The following is a 20,245-nucleotide window of genomic DNA, read 5'->3' as shown; positions in this document are numbered from 1 at the left end:
AACTCTCGGCGACTGTCCATGATCGATACAGGCTTCCAGGGCATCGCTCCGCTCCCGCGAAACTCTCACCCAAAAACCGTCAACCATCTCTCCGAACATCAGTCAGGGATGTGTCCGGTCTGAACAGCCCCCGGACCCCCACCAGAGGGCTCTGCCCTCTGGACACCCGCCAAAGGCCGAAAGGCCCTTGGAACCCAGGAATTGGCGCCTGATCCTGGCAGGCGGGGCGCCATTTTCATGATAAAAATCAATGGGAAAAACCTTTTCAGGATCAGCACCAAACTGATCTAGGTCCAGGACCGAGCACGGTCCTGGCGGGGGTGCCGGGGGCGGAGCCCCTGACCGGGGCCTGACCGCCCGTCCGTCTCAGCCCTTGTCCTTCCCCGCCGGGTGCAGCACGTAGCTGGCCGGGGCCGGCGCGCGCGCCTGTTCGGCCACCGCGTCCAGCAGTGCCAGCGCCTCGAACGGCTTGGGCATGATGGAGCCGAAGCCCGCGGCCATCGCCTCGTTCTGCACCGCTTCCGTGATGTCGGCGGTCAGCGCGATCAGCGGCAGCGTGTTCCAGGGTGCGGGCAGGGCGCGGATGGCCCGCGCGGCGGTGAAGCCGTCCATCACCGGCATGCGGATGTCCAGGATGCCGAGGTCGTAGTGGTTGCGCGCGGCCAGCTCCGCCGCCTGCTGTCCGTCGGAGACGATGTCCACCTTATGCCCGCCGCCCTCCAGCACCGCGCGCAGCAGGGCCTGGTTGGGCAGCACGTCCTCGGCCACCAGCAGGCGCAGGCCGCGCGGTTCGGGCGGCAGCTCGGCCACGCGGCGCGTGGAGGCGGGCTGGGGTTCCGGGCGCGGTGGCACCGAGAGCGGGATGCGGAAGGTGAAGCGGCTGCCCAGCCCGGGCGTGCTTTCGGCGCGGATGGTCCCGCCCATCGCCTGCACCAGCCGCTGGCAGATCGCGAGGCCGAGGCCCGAGCCGCCATGCTCGCGCTGGGTGGAGGCCTCGGCCTGGCGGAAGCGGTCGAAGACCTGGTGCAGCTTCTCGGGCGCGATGCCGATGCCGGTATCGGCCACCGTGACCACCAGCGTCACGCGCCCGTCGCGCAGGGGCTCGGCCGCCGCTTCCAGCCGTACCTCGCCCACCCGGGTGAAGCGGATGGCATTGGAGAGCAGGTTGTTGATGATCTGGCGCAGGCGCAGCGGGTCCCCCAGCGCGCTCAGCGGCAGGGCGGGGTGCATCACGGCATGCAGGCCGAGCTTCTTCTTCTCGGCCACCGGGCGCATCAGGTTCAGGCAGTCGTGCAGGGTGGCCGGCAGGTCGAAGGGGATGTGCTCCAGCTCGACCGCGCCTTCCTCGATGCGCGACAGGTCCAGCACCTCTCCCACCAGGGTCAGCAGGGCGGTGCCGGCGCGGCGCTGCTGCTCCACCCATTGGCGTTGCTGCTGACTGAGGGGGGAGGAGGCGAGCAGGTCGGTGAAGCCGATGATGCCGGTCAGCGGCGTGCGCAGCTCGTGGCTCATCGTCGTCAGGAAATCGGATTTGCGGCGGTCGTTCTCGGCGGCGCGGGCGGCCTCGGCGGTCAGGCGGCCGGCCTCGGCCTCGGCAACGCGGCGGGCGCGGCGCAGCATCCAGGCGCCCAGCAGCAGGGCGGTGGCCAGTGCCCACACGCCCCCCAGCGCCAGCACGAGCCTGAGCGGCCAGAGCGGCGCCTGCGCGATGCCCGATGGCACCCACACGCCCACCGACCACTGGATCTCGGGCAGGGCCACGATGCCCACCAGCGCTTGGCCGCCGCCGGGCAGGGACATGCGCCGCAGCTCGAAGGCGGAGGCGCTGGCCAGGCGTTCGTACTCCGCCCCCGCCGGCGCCCCCAGCCGCTGCGTGCCGCCCGGGGAGCGCGCGACGATGTTGAACTGGGCATCGGTGATGGTGATGAGCCAGCCGGGTGGCAGGCGCGGGTGCTGGGTCAGCGGCGCCAGGCTGGCCAGCGGCAGGGTGGCGGCCAGGCTGCCGCGCACCCGCCCATCCCGCTGCACCGGCACGCGCAGGGTCAGGATTTCCCCCCGCAGCGGCCCCACGGCGCGGCGGCCGGTGGAGATCACGCGCTCGAAGGTGGCCACGTCGGCGATGGGGGGCGGGGCCTCCAGCACGCCGGCGCGCAGGTCCAGCACGTCGCGTTCCCGGTCGGACAGGGTGATGGTCTGCCAGCCGGGCTTGGCCCGGGCCAGCCGCGCGGCCTCGATGCGGAAACCCTCGAAATCCGCGCGGTCGAGCGCGCTGGAGGCCGCGAGCTGATCCAGCAGGTCCAGGCTGCCCGTCAGCTCCGCCCGCACGGCGGCGGCGGCGGCATGGGCGGTGTCGTTCACCTGGCTGCTCAGATCCTCCGATTGCAGGGAGCGGATGAGCAGCAGCAGCACCACGGCATAGATGGCGAGCGGCAGCAGCACCAGCACCGGCCAGACCGCGGCGAAGCGGAGGCGGGGCGGCGGGCTGTCCTGCGCGGAGGGTGCTTCGGGCCTGAAGCGCGCCTCCTCCTGCAGATGCGGCAGGGCGGACCGGATGTCGCGCAGATGGTTCATCCCAGACGGGTTCGACCACACTCTTCTGTGAAGACGCGCAAGTTAGGCGCCGTGGCGCCCGGGTTCAACACAACTGTGCCGCGCGACAACCACCACATGTGGCCTACCAGGTCACTTCCGGGGGCATGCTCATCAGGATCGCCTCCACATTGCCCCCGGTGCGCAGGCCGAACAGCGTGCCGCGGTCATGCAGCAGGTTGAATTCGACATAGCGGCCACGGCGCATCAGCTGGTGGGCGCGCTCGGCCTCGGTCCAGGGTTCGTGCATGCGGCGGCGGATGATGGCCGGATAGGATCCGAGGAAGGCGAGGCCCACGTCCTTGGTGAAGGCGAAATCGGCCTCCGCCCCATGGCCCGGGGTGCGGTCGCCCAGCCAGTCGTAGAAGATGCCGCCCAGACCGCGGGGTTCCTGGCGATGCGGCAGGTAGAAATACTCGTCGCACCAGGCCTTGAAGCGCGGGTAGTAGGCGGGGTCGTGCCGGTCGCAGGCGGCGCGGAAGGCCGCGTGGAAGTCCGCCGCGTCCTCCAGGCTGTGGGGGGCGGCGTGGTCCATGGGTGTGATGTCGCCGCCGCCGCCGAACCAGGCGCGGCTGGTCAGGATGAATCGGGTGTTGAAATGGGCGGCCGGCACGCGGGGGCTGCGCATGTGCGCCACCAGCGACACCCCGGTCGCCATGAAGCGCGGGTCCTGCTCGGCACCGGGGATCTGCTTGCGGAAATCGGGGGTGAATTCGCCGAACACGGTGGAGACATTGACCCCCACCTTCTCGAACACCCGCCCGCGTATGACGGACATCACGCCGCCGCCGCCCTCGGGCCGGGTCCAGGGGGTGCGGGTGAAGCGGCCGGGGGGCAGGGCGGCGTGCGGGCCGGAGGCCAGCTCGTCCTCTATCGATTCGAAGGCGGCGCAGAGGCGGTCGCGCAGGGTCTCGAACCAATGCCGGGCCGGGCCGGCCAAGGGGTGTTCCGGGGCATGTTGCGGGGCATCCATCATATTGTGCCTTGTGGGTCCGGCGCGGGCGGTTGTCACCCTGGGGATACACGCTTTATACGCAATGCGGCGGAAGGGGTGATGGTGCAGCCGCGAAGGCGTGCGCCCGCTCTCTGACGCGACACCTCAAGGCGCCCGTCACAAGGCGCCGGAATAGCAGAGCGGGATGTGGCGATGGCCGAAACGGCAACCCATGCGGCAGCGGCGGGCACCCAGCCGGAGCCTGGAAAGCGGGACTTCCTCAAGCTAACCGCCACGGCCTTCGGCGCCGTGGGCGTGGGCGCGATCGCCTGGCCTTTCATTTCCTCCATGAACCCCGCGCAGGACACCCTGGCGCTGGCGAGCACCGAGGTCGATATCGGTTCGGTGCAGACCGGCATGGCCGTGACGGTGATGTGGCGCGGCAAGCCCGTGTTCGTGCGCAACCGCACGGCCGAGGAAATCCAGATGGCCCGCGAAGTGCCGCTGGCCGAGCTGAAGGACCCCGCCACCGACCAGTCCCGCGTGCAGCGCGACAACTGGCTGATCCTGGTGGGCGTCTGCACCCATCTGGGCTGCGTGCCGCTGGGCCAGAAGCCCACGGACGTGAAGGGCGACTACCACGGCTGGTTCTGCCCCTGCCACGGCAGCCACTACGATACCTCGGGCCGCATCCGCAAAGGCCCGGCGCCGGCGAACCTGGTGGTTCCCACCTATACCTTCCTCAGCGACACGCAGATCCGCGTCGGGTGAAGGGGCACAGCATGACCCTCTCCCTTCCCTCGATCCGCTAGCCACAGGGACCGCACCATGGCGATCGGCCTGCACAAGAGCGAAATGAAGAACCCCGTGATCCGTTGGGTGGACGAGCGCATGCCCGTCTTCACCATGATGGAGAAGGAATACGGGAGCTTCCCCACCCCCCGGAATTTCAACTACTTCTGGAATTTCGGCGCGTTGGCCATGATCAACCTGCTGATCATGATCGCCACGGGTATCTTCCTGGCGATGAACTACGCCGCCCACACCTCGCTGGCCTTCGACAGCGTGGAGCGCATCATGCGCGACGTGAACTATGGCTGGCTCATCCGCTATGTTCACATGAACGGCGCCTCGATGTTCTTCATCGTGGTCTTCGTCCATATCTATCGCGGCCTCTACTACGGGTCTTACAAGGCCCCGCGTGAGCTGCTGTGGATCCTGGGCGTGGTGATCTTCCTGCTCATGATGGCCACGGGCTTCATGGGCTACGTGCTGCCCTGGGGCCAGATGTCCTTCTGGGGCGCCACCGTGATCACCAACCTGTTCAGCGCCTTCCCGGTCGTCGGCCAGCACATCGTCACGCTGCTCTGGGGCGGCTTCTCCGTGGACAATCCCACGCTGAACCGCTTCTTCAGCCTGCACTACTTGCTGCCCTTCGTGATCTTCGGCGTGGTGTTCCTGCATGTGGCCGCCCTGCACATCACGGGTTCCAACAACCCGCTGGGCATCGAGCCCAAGGGCCCGCAGGACACCATCCCGTTCCACCCGTACTACACGACGAAGGACACGGTCGGCATCATCGTCTACCTGATGGTCTTCGCGGTGCTGGTGTTCTACGCGCCGAACTATCTGGGCCACCCGGACAACTACATCCCGGCGAACCCGCTGAGCACCCCCGCGCACATCGTGCCGGAATGGTACTTCCTGCCCTTCTACGCGATCCTGCGCGCGGTGCCGGACAAGCTGGGCGGCGTGCTGCTGATGTTCGGCTCCATCCTGGTGCTGTTCGTGCTGCCCTGGCTCGACACCTCCAAGGTGCGGTCGATGAAGTTCCGCCCGGTGGCGCGCATCTTCTTCTTCCTGTGGGTCATCGCGTTCTTCGTGCTGATGTGGTGCGGCGGCAAGCCGCCTGAGGAGCCCTTCGTGACCCTCAGCCGCGTCGCCACCGCCTATTACTTCGGCTACTTCCTGGTGGTGCTGCCGGTGCTGGGCCGCCTGGAGAAGCCGCTGAAGCTGCCCGAGAGCATCGCCGCCGCGGTGCTGGGCCCGAAGGCCGCCGGTGCCGGCCCGGTGCCCGGTGGCGCCGCTGCCAAGCCGATGGAGAAGGCCTGAACCATGAAGCGTTTCCTCAAGGCCTTCGCCGTCGTCGCCGCCCTGGTCGCCCCCGTGGCGGCCCCCCAGGCCGCCGGTGAGGGCGAGCACGCCCTGCGCAACGGCCACTTCTCCTTCGACGGGGCCTTCGGCACCTTCGATCGCGCCGCCCTGCAGCGCGGCTTCGCGGTCTATGCCGGGGTGTGCGCCAACTGCCACTCCCTGCGGCTGCTGAGCTACCGCAACCTGCTCGACATTGGCTTGTCCGAGGACCAGGCGCGCGCCGTCGCGGCCTCCGTCGAGGTGACGGACGGCCCGAACGACGAAGGCCAGATGTTCCAGCGCCCGGGCCGCCTGTCCGATCGCTTCCATCGCCCCTTCGCCAACGACAACGCCGCCCGCGCCGCCAACAACGGCGCGCTGCCGCCCGACCTGTCGGTGATCACGAAGGCCCGCCATGGCGGCGCCAACTACATCTACTCCCTGCTGACCGGCTATCATGAGCCGCCGGCGGGTGTGACGCTCGGCCAGGGCATGAACTACAACCCGTATTTCCCGGGTGGGCAGATCGCCATGGCGGCGCCGCTGAACGACGGCGCCGTGGAATTCGCGGACGGCACGCCCAACAACGTGGACCAGATGGCCCGCGATGTGGCCACCTTCCTCTCCTGGGCCGCCGAGCCCGAGATGGAGACCCGCAAGCGCATGGGCATCCGCGTGCTGGTGTTCCTGGCGGTCGCCGGCTTCATCGCCTATGGCGTGAAGCGCAAGGTGTGGGCCAACCTGCACTGACAGCGGCTTCCTTTCCGCCGCGGGCGGATGGTAGCGTTGAGGGCCCGGGGGCAACCCCGGGCCTTTTTGCTGTCCGGGGGAAACGCATCATGGCCGCAGAGCCGGTGCCCGCAGTCACCGAGGCCGAGGCCCGGGGCGAAACCGCCGCCATTTTCGCCGACCTGCGCGCCACCACCGGCGTGGCGCTGGTGAACCTGATCTGGCGCCACCTGGCCACCATCCCCGGCGCCCTGCCGGCCGCCTGGGGCGCGTTGCGGCCACTTTATGCCTCGGGCGCGGTGGAGGAGCAGGCGGCGGCCCTGCGCGCGGCGCTCGACCTGCCGGAACTGGCGCCCTTCGCCGCCCCCGGGCCGGCGCGCGACGTCATGGCCAGCTACGATACCGGCAACAGCCTGAACCTGCTGGCGCTGAGCGCCCTGCTGCTGCGGCTGGACGGCGCGCGGCCCAGCCCCGCCGCGCTGACCCCGCGCCCGCCCTCGCCGCCCGGCCCCGCCCTGCCGCCGCTGCCGGCCCTGGACAGCCTGGCGCCCGAGATCAGGGAGCGCGTGCTGCGCCTGAACCTGCTGGGCGCCACCGATGGCGGGCGCATCCTGGCCAGCCTGTACCGCCACCTGGCGCTCTGGCCCGATCTGCTGGGCATTGCCGAGGAGCGGCTCGCCCCGCTGGCCGCCGATGGGCGTCTTCAAACGATCATCGAAACGACGCGCGCGCTGGCGGTTCGCCACGCCGCGGCCCTGCTGCGCGGCATGGGCCCGGACCTGCCACCGCCCGAGGCCCTGGCGGCGGTCCGCGCTGGCGTCTCAGCCTTCACCAGCCATGCCATTGGCCGGATGGTGCCCATCGGCGCCATGCTGTATCGGGCAGCCACACCCTGAATCCTTGCCCGGCGGAGTTTCCATGAGCGACACCTTCGAGCCCGTGATCGGCCTGATCGGCGGTTCCGGCCTGTATGACATCGACGGGCTGGAGGAGCGCGAATGGCGCCACGTCCACACCCCCTGGGGTGAGCCGTCCGACGCGCTGCTGTTCGGCCGGCTGCATGGCGTGAAATGCGTGTTCCTGCCCCGCCACGGCCGCGGCCATCCCACGCCGCCCTCCGCCCTGAACTTCCGCGCCAACATCGACGCGCTGAAGCGTTCGGGCGTGACCGAGATCATCTCGCTGTCCGCCGTGGGATCGCTCAAGGAGGAACTGCCCCCCGGTCACTTCGTGATCGTGGACCAGTTCATCGACCGCACCTTCGCGCGGGAGAAGTCCTTCTTCGGCACCGGCTGCGTGGCCCATGTCTCCGTCGCGCACCCGACCTGCCCGCGCCTGTCGGACGCGATCGAGACCGCCGGCCGCGACCTCGGCCTGCCGATGACGCGCGGCGGCACCTATCTGGTGATGGAAGGGCCGCAGTTCTCGACCCAGGCCGAGAGCAACCTGTACCGCCAGTGGGGCTGCTCCGTGATCGGCATGACCAACATGCCCGAGGCCAAGCTCGCCCGCGAGGCGGAGCTTTGCTACGCCTCCGTCGCCATGGTCACCGATTACGACTGCTGGCACGAGGAGCACGACGCCGTCACCGTGGACCAGGTGGTGAAGGTGCTGCTGGGCAATGCCGACAAGGCGCGCGCCCTGGTGAAGGCCGTGGTGCCGGCGCTGGGCAAGCCGCGCGGCCCCTGCGAGGCCGGGTGCAACAATGCGCTGGACCACGCGATCATCACCGCGCCGGAACGGCGCGACCCGGAACTGATCGCGAAGCTGGACGCGGTGGCGGGCCGGGTCCTGCGCTGAAGGCGGGTTGGGGAAGGCGGCGCCTTCCCCTCTCTGCTCCTATTCCAGCGTCAGCCGCGTTTCCCGTACCAGGTTTTTCACCACCTCCCGGTCCCGCGCCACCAGCGCGGCGAATTCCTCCGCGGGGGCGGAGACCGGGTCGTTGCCGCTGGCCGACAGCCGTTCCCGCACCGCGGGGTCACTGGTCGCGGCGCGCATCGCCTCGTTCAGCCGCGCGATCGTCGCGGCGGGTGTGGCGGCCGGCGCGAACATGCCGTTCCAGCTGGTGAAGTCGAAGCCGGGGAAGCCCGATTCCGCGATGGTCGGCAGGTTGGACAGCGTCCCCCGCCGCGTGCCGCTGGTCAGCGCGATGCCATGGGCCCGCCCCTCGACCACCAGCGGCCGCAGGGAGTTGGCGGAGGAGATGGCGCTGTCCAGATTGCCCCCCACCAGGTCCCGCGCGACATCGGAGCCACCGCGATACGGCACGTGTTCCAGCGTCACGCCCGCGCGGTGGGCCAGCAGCGCCCCCGCCAGATGCCCGATGGAACCGATGCCGGGGGAGCCGAAGGGAATGCCCTGCTTCTCCCGCGCCTGTTGCAGGTAGCCGGCCAGGTCGCGCGCGGGGAAGTCGCGCTTCACCACCAGCACATAGGGCAGCTCGACCGCTTGGCCCACGGCGGTGAAAGCCGTCTCATGATGATAGGGCAGGCCCTTCTGGATCAGCGGCTGCACGATGAAGCCATAGCTTTCGAACAGCAGGGTGGTGCCATCAGGTGCGGCGCCTGCCACCACGCCGGCACCGATGGTGCCGCCCCCGCCCGGGCGGTTCTCCACCACGATGGTCTGGCCCAGCACCTCGCTCATGCGCGGCTGGATCAGGCGCATCACCGTGTCGGACTGGCCGCCGGGGGAATAGGGCACCACCACGCGGATGGTGCGGGACTGGGCATGGGCCAGCGCCGGGGCCGCCAGGGGCAGCACCGCCAGCATACGACGGGACAGCAACATTCAGATCACTCCGCGAATTGGGGCGCTTCCGCCATCAGGATGCGCTTGATGCTCTCAAGATGCAGGCGCGCGCTTTCCGAATCCTCGCCGCGCATCTGCTCATAGGTCTTCTGCGCCAGCTCATGCGGCACGGGCTTCAGCGGCCGGCCGGTGCTCATGGCCAGGCACTGGGCCTGCGCCGCGCGCTCCAGGTAATACAGGTCGTCCCAGGCCTCCGCGATGGAGGGGCCGACGACCATCACGCCATGGTTCTTCATGAACACCACATCGGCCTCGCCCATGGAGGCCGCGATGCGGTCGCCCTCGGCGGAATCGAGGGCGAGGCCGTTGTAGTTCTCGTCCACCACGGTGCGGCCGTAGAATTTCAGCGCCGTCTGGCCGGCCCAGACCAGCGGCGGGCCCTCCAGCATCGCAAGCGACGTGGCATAGGGCATGTGGGTGTGGAAGGCGGCCTTGGCGCGCGGGTTCTTCAGGTGCAGCCGGGCATGGATGAAGAAGGCCGTCGCCTCCGGCACGCCCTGGCCGGCGACCACGCGCCCCTCCAGATCGGTGATGAGCAGGCGGGAGGCCGTCATCTCCGCGAAGGCATAGCCATAGGGGTTCACCAGCATCAGGTCGTCACGCCCCGGCACCATGGCCGAGAAGTGATTGCAGATGCCTTCATGCATGCCGAGCTTCGCGGCCATGCGGAAGCAGGCGGCGAGGTCGATGCGGGCCTGCCGCACGGCGGCGGCGTCCAGCTCGGAGTTGCGCAGGATCGCGGGGGCGGGGGCTTCGAATGCGTGTGCCATGGCGCGCATCCTGCACGGGGCCGGGCGTGCCGCAAGCCGGTTCACGCTTCGTCACATTCGGCAGCACACAGGTACCCGGGCGGGGCGTAGAGATGGTGTCACCACGAGGCACTCTCCCGTGGCCTACCAACCCCGGATGGCAGCCACTACGCGCTGCCCGATGCCCGCGCGCCGAAGCCTCCTCAACCTTCCTGGTCTAGGCGCGCGGGTGCGGGGTGGCTGGTGCCCCCTGCGTCAATCAGGCCGGCACGAACACCACTTCCCGCCCCTCCGGGTCAGGCAGCCGGCGCACCGCCATGCCGTAGGCGCTGCTGATCGCCTCCGCCGTCAGCACCAGCGGCGCCGGGCCCTGGGCCACCGCCCTGCCTTGCCCCAGGATCAGCACCTCGTCGCAGTAGCGCGCGGCCAGCCCCACATCATGCAGCACCAGCATCACCGCCGCCCCCTCCATCGCCCGGCAGCGCGCGGCGGCCAGGATGGCGTGCTGGTGCGGCAGGTCGAGGCTGGCGGTGGGTTCGTCCAGCATCAGCGCCGTCTCACGCGGGGGGGCGCCGTGCAGCTGCGCCAGCACGCGCGCCAATTGCACCCGCTGCTGCTCCCCACCCGACAGCGCGCCATAGGGCCTGCGCGCCAGATGCGCGGCGGAGGCAACGGCCAGCCCCTCCGCGATCGCGTCCCAGTGCTGTTCCTGGTCTTCGATCCCGGCCCAGGGGATGCGGCCGAGCGCCACCACCTCCGTCACCGACAGCGGCAGGCCGAGCTGGCTGGCCTGCGGCAGCACGGCGCGGTGGCGGGCCAGTTCGGGCGGGCGCCAGCCCTGGATGGGGCGGCCGCCGAAGCGCACCTGCCCGGCGGCGGGGCGCAGCTCCCCGGCCAGGGCCGCCAGCAGGGTGGATTTGCCCGCCCCGTTCGGCCCCAATATGCCCAGCACTCGGCCCGCGGAGACCCGGAGTTCCGGGATATCCAGCACCAGCCGGCCGCCGCGGACCAGCCGCAGGTCATCGAGTTCGATCATGTACCCTCCAATGCCGCGCGCTGGCGCAGCAGCAACCACAGGAAAACCGGCGCGCCGAGCAGCGCCGACACCAGGCCGATGGGCAGTTCGGCCGGGGCGACCACGATGCGGGCGAAGGCATCGGCCGCCATCATCAGCATGGCACCCGCCAGGGCGGAGGCTGGCAGCACCCAGCCATGCCGCGCCCCGCGCGCCAGGCGCACCAGGTGCGGCGCCACGATGCCGACGAAGCCGATCATGCCCGCCGCCGCCACGGCCCCGCCCACGGCGAGCGCCACCAGCAGCACACACAGGCGCTTCATCCCCTCCAGCCCGATGCCCAGGGTGGAGGCCTCGCGCTCACCCAGGATCAGCGCATCCAGCCCGCGCGCCAGGAAGGGCGCGGCCAGCAGCAGCGGCAGGGCGGACAGCGCCGCCGCCCCCAGCCGCCCCCAGCTGGCGCCGGAGAAGCTGCCCATGGTCCAGAACATCACGTCCCGCAGCTGCAGGTCGGAGGCCGCGTAGACGAAGGCAGAGGTGCCCGCCCCCGCGAAGGCGTTCATCACGATGCCCGCCAGCAGCATGGAGGCGACATGCACCCGCCCGTTCAGCGTGGCCAGGCGCAGCACCAGCCCGGTGGCCAGCAACGCCGCCAGAAAGGCCGCGAACGCCACCGCATAGGGGCGCAGCGGGGCGGGCAGCAGCGACAGCCCCACCACGATCATCCCCACCGCCCCCAGCGCGCCGCCGGCCGAAACGCCCAGCAGCCCGGGGTCGGCCAGCGGGTTGCGGAACAGCCCCTGCATCACCGCGCCCGACAGCCCCAGCACGGCGCCTGTCAGGGCCGCCAGCAGCGTGCGCGGCAGGCGCAGGTTCCACACCACGCCGCTTTCCAGCGCCGTGCCGGCGGGGTCGAGCAGCGCGGCCAGGATGCGGGCGGGCGGGATGCGCACCGCCCCCACCGCCAGGGCCAGCAGGAACACCAGCACCGCCCCGGCCAGCAGCAGCCCCAGCGCCATCGGCACCGGAATCCGGCGGGGCGCCAGCAGCGCGATCAGCCGCTCGCTCATGAATCGTGCAGCCAGGGGCGGTCCGGCAGGGCGGGCAGCGGGCGTGCATGCAAGGCGGCCGCCATGTCCCGCGCCGCATGGGCGGTGCGGGGGCCGAAGCCGAGCATGTAGGCGCTGTCGGCGGTGAACAGCCGCCCGGCGCGCGCCGCCGGCAGCATGGCCAGCTGCGGGGAGGCCAGCAGCGCCTGGGCACCGCCCACAGCCTCCAGTGCATGGCTGGGGGCCACGATCCAGTCCGGGTTCGCGGCGAGCGCCGCCTCGGCCGAGATCGGGCGGTAATTGTCGTAGCCGGTGATGACGTTGCGCACGCCCGCCAGGCGCAGGATCGCCTCGGCGGCGGTGTTGCGGCCGGCGGCCATGGGCGCGCCATTGCCGCCGCCCAGCAGGAACAGCGCGCGCGGGGCGGAATCCCGGGGCACGATGGCGGCCAGGGTGCGGAAATCCTCGGCGATGGCGGCGGCCAGCGCGGCCCCGGCGGCGGGTTCCTCCAGCGCCTCGGCCAGCAGGGCCACGGCCTGGCGCAGGCTGGCCTCGCCCTCGATGCGTGGCACCTGGCGCAGGCGCGGCCCGGCGGCGGCGGCCAGCTGCGCCACCACCTGCGGCGGCCCGGCATCATGGGCCAGCAGCAGCAGTTCGGGCCGCAGGGAGAGCACGCCCTCCGCCGACAGGCTGCGCAGATAGCCCAGCTGCGGCAGCCGCGTGAGCGCCGAGGGAAACAGGCAGGTGCTGTCGGCGGCCACCAGCGCCGGGCGGGCGCCCAGGGCGCAGACGATCTCGGCCACGCCGCCGCCCGCCACCACCACCCGCGCGCCGGTCATGGCTGATGCCGCGGAGGCCAGGAACGGCGTGGCCAGCAGGGCCCGGCGCAGCATCACGCCGCCTGCCCGGCCAGGGCGTGGCGATGGGCCACATCGCCCACCACCTCGCGCCAGGATTGCAGCTCCGGCACGCCGGGCTTGCGGGCGCCGAAGAACAGGGCGATCACCTCGCCCGCCGCGTCCAGCAGCTCGATGCTGGTCACGGCGCCATCGGCGGTGGGCTTCACCACGCGCCAGGCCTCGGCGATGCCGGGTTCGTGCAGGTGCAGGTTGAAATCCGCATCCAGCACGTTGAACCATTCCCCGGTGCGCAGCAGCTTCCGCACCGGGCCGGTGTGGATCTGGATGTTCCCGCGATTGCCCACGAAGCACATGATGGGGGTGGCGGCGGCCGCCGAGGCCTCCAGCAAGGCCGCCGCCGCGCCGGGGGCCAGGGGCATGGCAAGATCCGCGCCCGCCAGGCGGAAGGCCTGGCGGCGGCTGGCCTTGTGCCGGCGCAGCAGCGGGAAGAAGTCGTGCGTATCCTGCAGGGAAAGCCAGTCCTGCCGCAGGGCCTTGGCGTCCACCAGCCCGTCCGGGGCGGGGGGCTCCACCGGCACGGGCGCCAGGGGCGGGGATGTCTCGGGCGTCGCCGCGAATTCCCGCACCAGCCGCGCCCAGGCGGCGCGGTCGGTGTCCTCGGTGGCATAGACCTTGTGCACCGCCTCCCCATCCGCGCTGAAGATCTGGATCGAGGGGCGCGTGCCGCCGAGGGCGAAGGCGTGCTTCCAGCGCCTGGGGAACATGCGCAGGTCGATATCCGGCCCCAGCACCAGGATATGGCCGGGCCCGGTGGAGACATCCTGGAACCGGCCCTGGCGCTCATGCACCGCGTGGTCGTTGCGCGTGAGTGCCATGATGCGGCCGAGCGTGGGGAAGGCCCCCACCAGCGCGGCCCATTCCGGGCGTAGGGGCATGGTCTCACCCAGCGCGCCGCTGGCCAGCAGCGCGGCCTCGGTGGTGTGCAGCAGGCGCGCGGCCTCACGCGCGCGCGGGGGCCTGGGGCCGGCCGCGAGCGCCGCGTGGCGCTGGCGCAGATCGTCGAAGGTCGTCATGGCGGGTTCCTCGGTCGAGGGGAGAACGGGCAGGCATTCCGCCCGCCGGGCGGGCGGGGCGGCATCGGCGGCCATGGCCTCAAGGGCGGAGGAGGAGGAAGCCATGGCCGCCGGGCCGCCCTGCCGGCGCGGCAGCGCCGGTGTTCCGGGCGGCGGGCGCTGGCGGGCGGGGATGCCTCCCGGCTGGCTGGCGCGTGCGGGGGCGCGGTTGCGCTACTTGGTCAGGATCAGCTTGCCCAGCCGTGTGCGGCGCAGGCGGTACACCTCTCCGGCATGGAGGATCTCCACCTCCGGTCCGGCGCGGAACAGCACTTCGGCGTCCAGGCGCAGCAGGGGGCGGACGATGGCGGCTGGCGCCCTGGAGGAGCCCAGGGGAGTCCGCAAGGACAGGCGTGTCGGAATCGGTCGGGCGGGTTCGTGTTCCATGACCGGATGGGTAGCTTAATTGCGAATGACTCGCAATAGCGATTCGCATCCGCACTTGCGCAACCCCGCCAGCCCCGGGAACAATGCTCATCAAGAAAACCGGAGGATGTCCCTATGTTCCGCTCCCTCGCGGCGGGGCTCGCGCTGTGCGCGGCCGCGCTGCTGCCCCAACCCGCGCCCGCGCAGAACCTGACCGACCGGCCCATCACCCTGGTCACCGGCTATGCCCCCGGCGGCTCCACCGACATCGCGGCGCGGCTGGTGTCGGAACGCTTCGCCCATCACATCGGCGCGGGCACGCGCATGGTGGTGGAAAACCGGCCCGGCGCCTCCGGCACCGTCGCGTCGGACTGGCTGCGCCGGCAGCCGCCCGACGGGCACACGCTGATGCTGATCGAGGTGTCCTCCCACGCCATCGCGCCCGCGGCGCTGCAAGGCGGCACCAGCTTCGACCCCGTGGCGGATTTCACCCAGATCGCCATGATCGGCACCGCGCCGCTGGTGCTGATCGCCAACCCGCGCTTCCCCGCCGCCGACGCCACCGCCGCCATCGCCCGCCTGCGCGCCGCCCGGCCGGAGGAGATCGCCTATGCCACCTCCGGCGTCGGTTCCATCCCGCATCTGGCGGTGGAGATGCTGGCGAACCAGCTCGGCACCCGCTTCACCCATGTGCCCTACCGCTCCGGTGGGTTGATGCTGACGGCCATCCACCAGGGGGAGGGCGAATTCGGCATCGCCGTGCTGGCGAGCGCCGCCGCCCAGATCCGCGGCGGCATGGTGCGCGGCCTGGCGGTGACCAGCCGCGAACGCTTCCCCAGCTTTCCCGAACTGCCCTCACTGGCCGAAGGCGCCCTGCCGGGCTTCGAGATGACGACCTGGAACATGATCGTGGGCCCGCCCGGCATGCCGCGCCCCCTGGTGGACCGGCTGAACCGGGCGCTGGTGGCGGCCGTGGCGGAACCGGCACTGGCCGAGCGCTTCCTGCAAACGGGGGTGACAATCTGGCCCGGGGAGAACTCGCCGGAAACCACGCGGGATTTCATGGTGTCGGAAGTGGCGAAATACCGGGAGGTGGTGGCACGCACCGGGGTGCGGCTGGAACGGTGAAGGGAGCGGGGGGCCTTGCCCCCCCCCGGAGCCCCCCCGCAAGGGGCTCTGCCCCTTGCATCCCCGCCCCAAGCCGTGGGGCGAAGCCCCACACCCCAGGGGCCGAAAGGCCCTTGGAACCCATCGGTCTGGCGCCTGTCCCGGCGGGTAAGGCGCCAATTATATTATAAATATCAATAAGAAGCGCGTTTTCAGGATGCGGCGCCAATTGCTCGGGGTCCAGGGCCGCTACGGTCCTGGCGGGGTGCAGGGGCGGCGCCCCTGCGCGGGGGTCTCCGGGGGCAAGGCCCCCGCCTCGCCGCTCCATCCCACCAAAACGCCATTATCCCACCCGAGCCATGCCGCATTTGAGCGCGAGCCTGACAGTGCTAAAGCCCGGTGATGCCCATGCCTGACATTCTCTCCATCTCTCCGATCCAGGACCCGCACGCATGAACGCTTCCTGGTGGAAGAACCGCCGCGTCGTCGTCACGGGTGGTGCCGGCTTCCTCGGCGCCAACCTGTGCCATGCGCTGGCCGCGCTCGGCGCCCGCGTCACGGCCATCGACGCGATGTTCGAGGAAGGCGGCGCCAACCCCCGCAACCTCGACGGCGCGGGGGTGATGCTGGTGCGCGGGGATTTGCGCGACATGGAGCTGCATTCCCTGTGCAAGGACACGGAGGTGCTGTTCAACCTGGCCGCCCAGACCAGCCATATGGGCGGGCAGAAGGACCCGGTGGCGGACATCAACATCAACGCTGTCTCCCAGGTGCGGCTGATCCAGGTGATGCGGGAGGCCGCGCCGACGGCCCGGGTGGTGCATGCCTCCACCCGCCAGTTCTATGGCCGGCCGCTGTATCTGCCGGTGAATGAGATGCACCCGGTGAACCCGCCGGACGCGAACGGCGTGTCCAAATGGGCGGGCGAGCAGTACTGGCTGCTGGAATCGCGCGTGCATCACCGCCCGGTCGTCTCCCTGCGGTTGACCAACTGCTACGGGCCGCGCCTGCGGATCCGCGACGCCAAGCAGACCTTCCTGGGCATCTGGGTGCGGCGCCTGCTGGAGAACGAGCCCTTCGAGGTGTGGGGCGGCGCCCAGCTGCGCGACCTGGCCTATGTGGACGACGTGACCAACGCCTTCCTGATGGCCGCCGAATCCGCCGACAAGCCCGAGGTGAACGGCCAGGTCTTCAACCTGGGCGGCGCGCCCCCGGTGTCCCTGCTGGAGCTGGCGGAGCTGGTGATCGCGGCCAATGGCGGGCAGGGCAGCTTCGGCACCAAGGAATTCCCGGCCGACCGCGCGCCGATCGACATCGGCAGCTATCACGCCGACGACCATGCCTTCCGCCACGCCACGGGCTGGGCGCCCAAGATTTCCCTCGATGAGGGTTTGCGCCTGACGCTCGACTGGTATCGTGAACGCCTGCCGGACTACCTGTGAGGGGATGAGGCCATGAACGCCACGGTTTCGATGATCGCCCAGGCCGACCCCGGGGCCGGCTACCGCGCCCTGAAGCCCGAGATCGACGCCGCGGTCGCCCGCGCGCTGGCCTCCGGCTGGTACATCCTGGGCCAGGAGGGTGCGGCCTTCGAGCGCGAATACGCCGAATGGCTGGGCGAGGGCCAGCGCGCCGTCGGCTGCGCCAACGGCACGGACGCCATCGCGCTGATCCTGCGCGGCATGGGCATCGGGGAGGGGGCGACGGTCGTCACCGTCTCCCACACCGCCGTCGCCACCGTGGCCGCGATCGAGATGGCGGGCGCCACGCCCCTGCTGCTCGACATCGACCCCGATACCTACACCATGGACCCCGATGAGCTGGCCGCCGTGCTGGAGGACCCGCCGCCGGGCATCCCGCCCATCCGCGCCGTCATCGCCGTGCACATCTATGGCCAGCCCTGCGACCTGGGGCCGATGCTGGCCGCCTGTGCCAAGGCGGGCGTGCCGCTGATCGAGGATTGCGCCCAGGCCCATGGCGCGCGGCTGCATGGCCGCATGATCGGCACCATCGGCCACGCCGCCGCCTACAGCCTGTATCCCACCAAGAATCTGGGCGCGCTGGGCGATGGCGGGGTGCTCTCCACCCCCGACCACGAACTGGCCGACCGCATCGCCGCCATCCGCCAGTATGGCTGGCGGGAGCGATACATCTCCTCCCTGATCGGCGTGAACAGCCGGCTGGATGAGGTGCAGGCGGCCATCCTGCGCGTGAAGCTGCCGCATCTGGATGCCGGCAACGCCCGCCGCCGCGCCATCGCCGATGCCTATGACGCGGCCCTCGCCGGCACCTCCATCGCGCCGCCCGTGCGGCGGCAGGGGGCGGAGCATGTGTTCCACCAATACGTGCTGCGCTCGCCGGAGCGCACGGCGGTGATGGCGGCGCTGAAGGCCCAGGGCGTGGGCACGGGCATCCATTACTCGGTGCCGGTGCATGAGCAGTCGGCCTATGCCGGGCGCATCACGCTGGGGCCCGCCGGCTGCGGGGAGACCAGCCGGGCGGCGCATGAGGTGTTCAGCCTGCCGATGTACCCGGAACTGACCGAGGCGCAGATCGAGCAGGTGTGCGGGGCGCTGCGCGGGCTTTAAGGCGGCGCCCCCATCGCGGGGGCCTCCGTCCGGCTCCGGGGGCAACGCCCCCACCTCTCACCCCTTATGCACTTTCAGCCCGGCGAAGCTCTGCGTCACCGGCATCATCTGCACGATGTTGATGTTCACCCGTTCCGGCAGCATCGCGGCCCAGCGCACGGTCTCCGCCACGTCTTCCGGCGTTAGCGCGTTGGTGCCGTCGTAGACGGAGGCCGCCTTGGCGTCGTCGCCCTTGAAGCGGACGGAGCTGAATTCCGTGCCGCCCACCAGGCCCGGTTCCACTTCCGTCACGCGGATGGGCGTGCCGAACAGGTCCGCGCGCAGGTTCAGGCTGAATTGCCGCACGAAGGCTTTCGTCGCGCCATAGGTGTTGCCGCCCGGATAGGGGAATTCGCCCGCCGTGCTGCCCAGGTTGATGATGTGGCCGCGCCCGCGCGCGATCATGCCCGGCAGCATGGCGCGGGTCATGGTCAGCAGGCCCTTGATGTTGGTGTCCACCATCTGGTCCCAGTCATCCAGGTTCGCGGCCTGCGCCGGCTCCAGCCCCAGGGCCAGGCCCGCGTTGTTCACCAGCACATCCACGGCGGACCAGGCATCGGGGATGGAGGCCAGCGCCGCCAGCGTCGCCTGGCGGTCCTGCACGTCGAAGCGCAGCGGCAGCACCTTGTCGGCGCCGAGCTCGGCCACCAGCGCGTCCAGCCGTTCCTGCCGGCGGCCGGTGGCGATCACGCGCGCGCCCTCGGCCACGAAAACCCGGGCGATGGCCAGGCCGAAACCCGCGGTGGCACCGGTGATGAGAACGATCATGGAAGGCTCCTGCATGCTGCTGGGTGCAGGGGTAGGGCAGCTTGGCGCCGGGGAAAAGCCCGCGCGTTGCTGCGCCGCAACCTTGACCTTGTCGAATTCTAAACTATTAGTAATGAGCCAGCCGGCGCTGACGACCGTCGCAAGGCGGCTCGCCCCCATCCGCATGTCCGGCGGCGGGGCCTGTTGAGCTGGCACCCGCGTGGCGGCGCGGAGCAGGGGGCTGAGCCGTGCCCCCGCATCTCAAAGCCGCCTTGTGAGGACGAGCACAAAATGACCCATGCCCTGCGTGCCAGCCTGCTGGCCTGCGCCGCTACGCTGTTGCCCATCGCCGCCCTGGCCCAACCCACCCCGCCCGCGCGGGAAATCACCATCCGCATGGAGGAACGCCAGTTCCGCCCCGCGGGCATCGAGCTGGCCGCCCCGGAGCCCGAGAACGGCCAGGCCGAGATCATCCTGCCCGCCCAGGTGGTGGTGCCGCCGCAGCAGCTGCGCGTGGTCGCGGCCCCGGCCAACGGGCTGATCGAGGCCCTGCTCGTCTCCCCCGATGAGCGCGTGCGGGAGGGCCAGCCCATCGCCCGCCTGCGCAGCCCGGAGCTGGTGGAGGCCCAGCGCCTGTTCCTGCAGGCCGTCACCGCCGATGCCCTGGCCGCCGAATCCCTGCGCCGGGACGAGACGCTGTTCCGGGAGCGCGTGATCGCCGAGCGCCGCCTGCTGGTGACCCGCGCGGAAGCCGCGGGGGCCGCCGCCGCGCTGGAGGAACGCGGCCAGGCGCTTGCGCTGCTCGGCATGTCGCAGGGGGATATCGAGCAGCTGCGCCGCACCCGCCGCATCTCGCCGGCCCTGGCGATCTCGGCGCCCATGAGCGGGGTGGTGCTGAACCGGGCGGCCACGGCCGGTGAGCGCGTGGCGGCCTCGGCGGCCATGCTGACCATCGCGGATCTCTCGCCGCTGTGGGTGAACATCCAGGTGCCGATCGCGCGCGCCAACGCCATCATGCCCCGTGCCCGTGTGCTGCTGCCGAGCCAGGGGGCGGAGGGCTTCATCCTGCTGGTCGGCCGCAGCGCCGACAGCGCTACCCAATCCGTGACGGCGGTGGCCGAGGTGCATCAGGGCGTGGAGCAGTTGCGCCCCGGCCAGGCGCTGTCGGCCATCGTGCAGCTGGTGGGCGGCACGGGCGGGCAGTGGCGCGTTCCGGCGGGGGCGGTGGTGCGCCACCGCGAACGCAGCTGGGTGTTCGTGCGCAACGGGGTGGGCTTCCACGCCCGCCCGGTGACGGTGCTGAACGAGACGGCGCAGGCCACCTCCATCCGCGCGGAGTTCCAGAACGGGGAGCGCATCGTGGTGCGCGGCGTGCTCTCGCTGCTGTCCGAGCTCTCCGAAGCGGATGAGGGCTGAT

The 20,245-nt window shown here is 71.0% G+C and carries 19 protein-coding genes; 9 read left to right on the top strand and 10 right to left on the bottom strand.

All coding sequences use genetic code 11. The features are described from left to right. Positions 1–366: 366 nt before the first annotated feature. Positions 367–2,571, bottom strand: coding sequence for a hybrid sensor histidine kinase/response regulator (locus GT007_RS10525; RefSeq protein WP_160121561.1), 2,205 nt, complete (start codon positions 2,569–2,571; stop codon positions 367–369). A gap of 103 nt (positions 2,572–2,674) precedes the next feature. Continuing rightward, the gene (gene hemF, locus GT007_RS10520; RefSeq protein WP_160121560.1) at positions 2,675–3,565 is read right to left on the bottom strand and encodes an oxygen-dependent coproporphyrinogen oxidase; all 891 of its coding nucleotides are present in this window, start codon (positions 3,563–3,565) and stop codon (positions 2,675–2,677) included. A gap of 171 nt (positions 3,566–3,736) precedes the next feature. On the opposite strand from hemF, the gene petA reads away from it, so the two are divergent. The 5 genes from petA (at position 3,737) to GT007_RS10495 (ending at position 8,185) form a co-directional block, all read left to right on the top strand. Next, positions 3,737–4,294 (top strand): ubiquinol-cytochrome c reductase iron-sulfur subunit, encoded by a 558-nt coding sequence (petA, locus tag GT007_RS10515; RefSeq protein ID WP_160121559.1) that lies wholly within the window; start codon positions 3,737–3,739, stop codon positions 4,292–4,294. A 57-nt stretch (positions 4,295–4,351) separates the two neighbouring features. Then, a complete protein-coding gene (locus GT007_RS10510) occupies positions 4,352–5,635 on the top strand; it encodes a cytochrome b (RefSeq protein WP_160121558.1) in 1,284 nt (427 codons plus the stop codon). A gap of 3 nt (positions 5,636–5,638) precedes the next feature. After that, positions 5,639–6,406 (top strand): cytochrome c1, encoded by a 768-nt coding sequence (locus GT007_RS10505; protein WP_160121557.1) that lies wholly within the window; start codon positions 5,639–5,641, stop codon positions 6,404–6,406. An 89-nt stretch (positions 6,407–6,495) separates the two neighbouring features. After that, positions 6,496–7,281: a hypothetical protein gene (locus tag GT007_RS10500; RefSeq protein ID WP_160121556.1), complete on the top strand. Its 786-nt coding sequence runs from the start codon at positions 6,496–6,498 to the stop codon at positions 7,279–7,281. 22 nt (positions 7,282–7,303) lie between these two features. Then, entirely contained in the window at positions 7,304–8,185 is an 882-nt protein-coding gene (locus GT007_RS10495) for an S-methyl-5'-thioadenosine phosphorylase (protein WP_160121555.1), read from the top strand. A 39-nt stretch (positions 8,186–8,224) separates the two neighbouring features. Here GT007_RS10495 and GT007_RS10490 read toward each other — a convergent pair whose 3' ends face one another. From GT007_RS10490 to hemP, 7 genes are all read right to left on the bottom strand, one after another. After that, positions 8,225–9,175 (bottom strand): Bug family tripartite tricarboxylate transporter substrate binding protein, encoded by a 951-nt coding sequence (locus GT007_RS10490; RefSeq protein ID WP_160121554.1) that lies wholly within the window; start codon positions 9,173–9,175, stop codon positions 8,225–8,227. Between the two features lie 5 nt (positions 9,176–9,180). Further along, positions 9,181–9,966 (bottom strand): aldolase, encoded by a 786-nt coding sequence (locus GT007_RS10485; RefSeq protein WP_160121553.1) that lies wholly within the window; start codon positions 9,964–9,966, stop codon positions 9,181–9,183. Positions 9,967–10,204: 238 nt separating this feature from the next. Beyond that, positions 10,205–10,981, bottom strand: coding sequence for a heme ABC transporter ATP-binding protein (locus GT007_RS10480; protein ID WP_160121552.1), 777 nt, complete (start codon positions 10,979–10,981; stop codon positions 10,205–10,207). Then, positions 10,978–12,030, bottom strand: a complete 1,053-nt coding sequence (locus GT007_RS10475; protein WP_160121551.1) for a FecCD family ABC transporter permease — start codon at positions 12,028–12,030, stop codon at positions 10,978–10,980. Before GT007_RS10475 ends, GT007_RS10480 begins: the two co-directional genes overlap by 4 nt. Further along, the gene (locus GT007_RS10470) at positions 12,027–12,902 is read right to left on the bottom strand and encodes a heme/hemin ABC transporter substrate-binding protein (protein ID WP_160121550.1); all 876 of its coding nucleotides are present in this window, start codon (positions 12,900–12,902) and stop codon (positions 12,027–12,029) included. The genes GT007_RS10475 and GT007_RS10470 overlap by 4 nt, the downstream gene beginning before the upstream one ends. Then, on the bottom strand, positions 12,902–14,047 hold the full coding sequence (locus tag GT007_RS10465; RefSeq protein ID WP_201451875.1) for a hemin-degrading factor: 1,146 nt from the start codon (positions 14,045–14,047) through the stop codon (positions 12,902–12,904). Before GT007_RS10465 ends, GT007_RS10470 begins: the two co-directional genes overlap by 1 nt. A 108-nt stretch (positions 14,048–14,155) precedes the next feature. After that, positions 14,156–14,326: a hemin uptake protein HemP gene (gene hemP / locus GT007_RS22790; RefSeq protein ID WP_268894552.1), complete on the bottom strand. Its 171-nt coding sequence runs from the start codon at positions 14,324–14,326 to the stop codon at positions 14,156–14,158. 156 nt (positions 14,327–14,482) lie between these two features. Between hemP and GT007_RS10455 the strand changes: the two genes are divergently transcribed. The 3 genes from GT007_RS10455 (at position 14,483) to GT007_RS10445 (ending at position 18,042) form a co-directional block, all read left to right on the top strand. Further along, positions 14,483–15,475 carry a Bug family tripartite tricarboxylate transporter substrate binding protein gene (locus tag GT007_RS10455; RefSeq protein ID WP_160121548.1) on the top strand — a complete coding sequence of 331 codons (993 nt, stop codon included), beginning with the start codon at positions 14,483–14,485 and terminating at the stop codon, positions 15,473–15,475. 431 nt (positions 15,476–15,906) lie between these two features. After that, complete coding sequence (locus GT007_RS10450) at positions 15,907–16,896, top strand: NAD-dependent epimerase/dehydratase family protein (protein ID WP_160121547.1); 990 nt, start codon at positions 15,907–15,909, stop codon at positions 16,894–16,896. A 12-nt stretch (positions 16,897–16,908) separates the two neighbouring features. Continuing rightward, positions 16,909–18,042 (top strand): DegT/DnrJ/EryC1/StrS family aminotransferase, encoded by a 1,134-nt coding sequence (locus tag GT007_RS10445; RefSeq protein WP_201451874.1) that lies wholly within the window; start codon positions 16,909–16,911, stop codon positions 18,040–18,042. Between the two features lie 57 nt (positions 18,043–18,099). On the opposite strand, the gene GT007_RS10440 is transcribed toward GT007_RS10445, so the two are convergent. Beyond that, entirely contained in the window at positions 18,100–18,849 is a 750-nt protein-coding gene (locus GT007_RS10440; protein ID WP_160121546.1) for an SDR family NAD(P)-dependent oxidoreductase, read from the bottom strand. Positions 18,850–19,119: 270 nt separating this feature from the next. Between GT007_RS10440 and GT007_RS10435 the strand changes: the two genes are divergently transcribed. Continuing rightward, entirely contained in the window at positions 19,120–20,244 is a 1,125-nt protein-coding gene (locus GT007_RS10435) for an efflux RND transporter periplasmic adaptor subunit (protein WP_160121545.1), read from the top strand. Position 20,245: the final 1 nt, after the last annotated feature.

Origin of the sequence: Rhodovarius lipocyclicus (genome assembly GCF_009900765.1) — a bacterium.
Classification (GTDB): domain Bacteria; phylum Pseudomonadota; class Alphaproteobacteria; order Acetobacterales; family Acetobacteraceae; genus Rhodovarius; species Rhodovarius lipocyclicus.
This window is presented reverse-complemented; position numbering and strand designations above follow the sequence as displayed.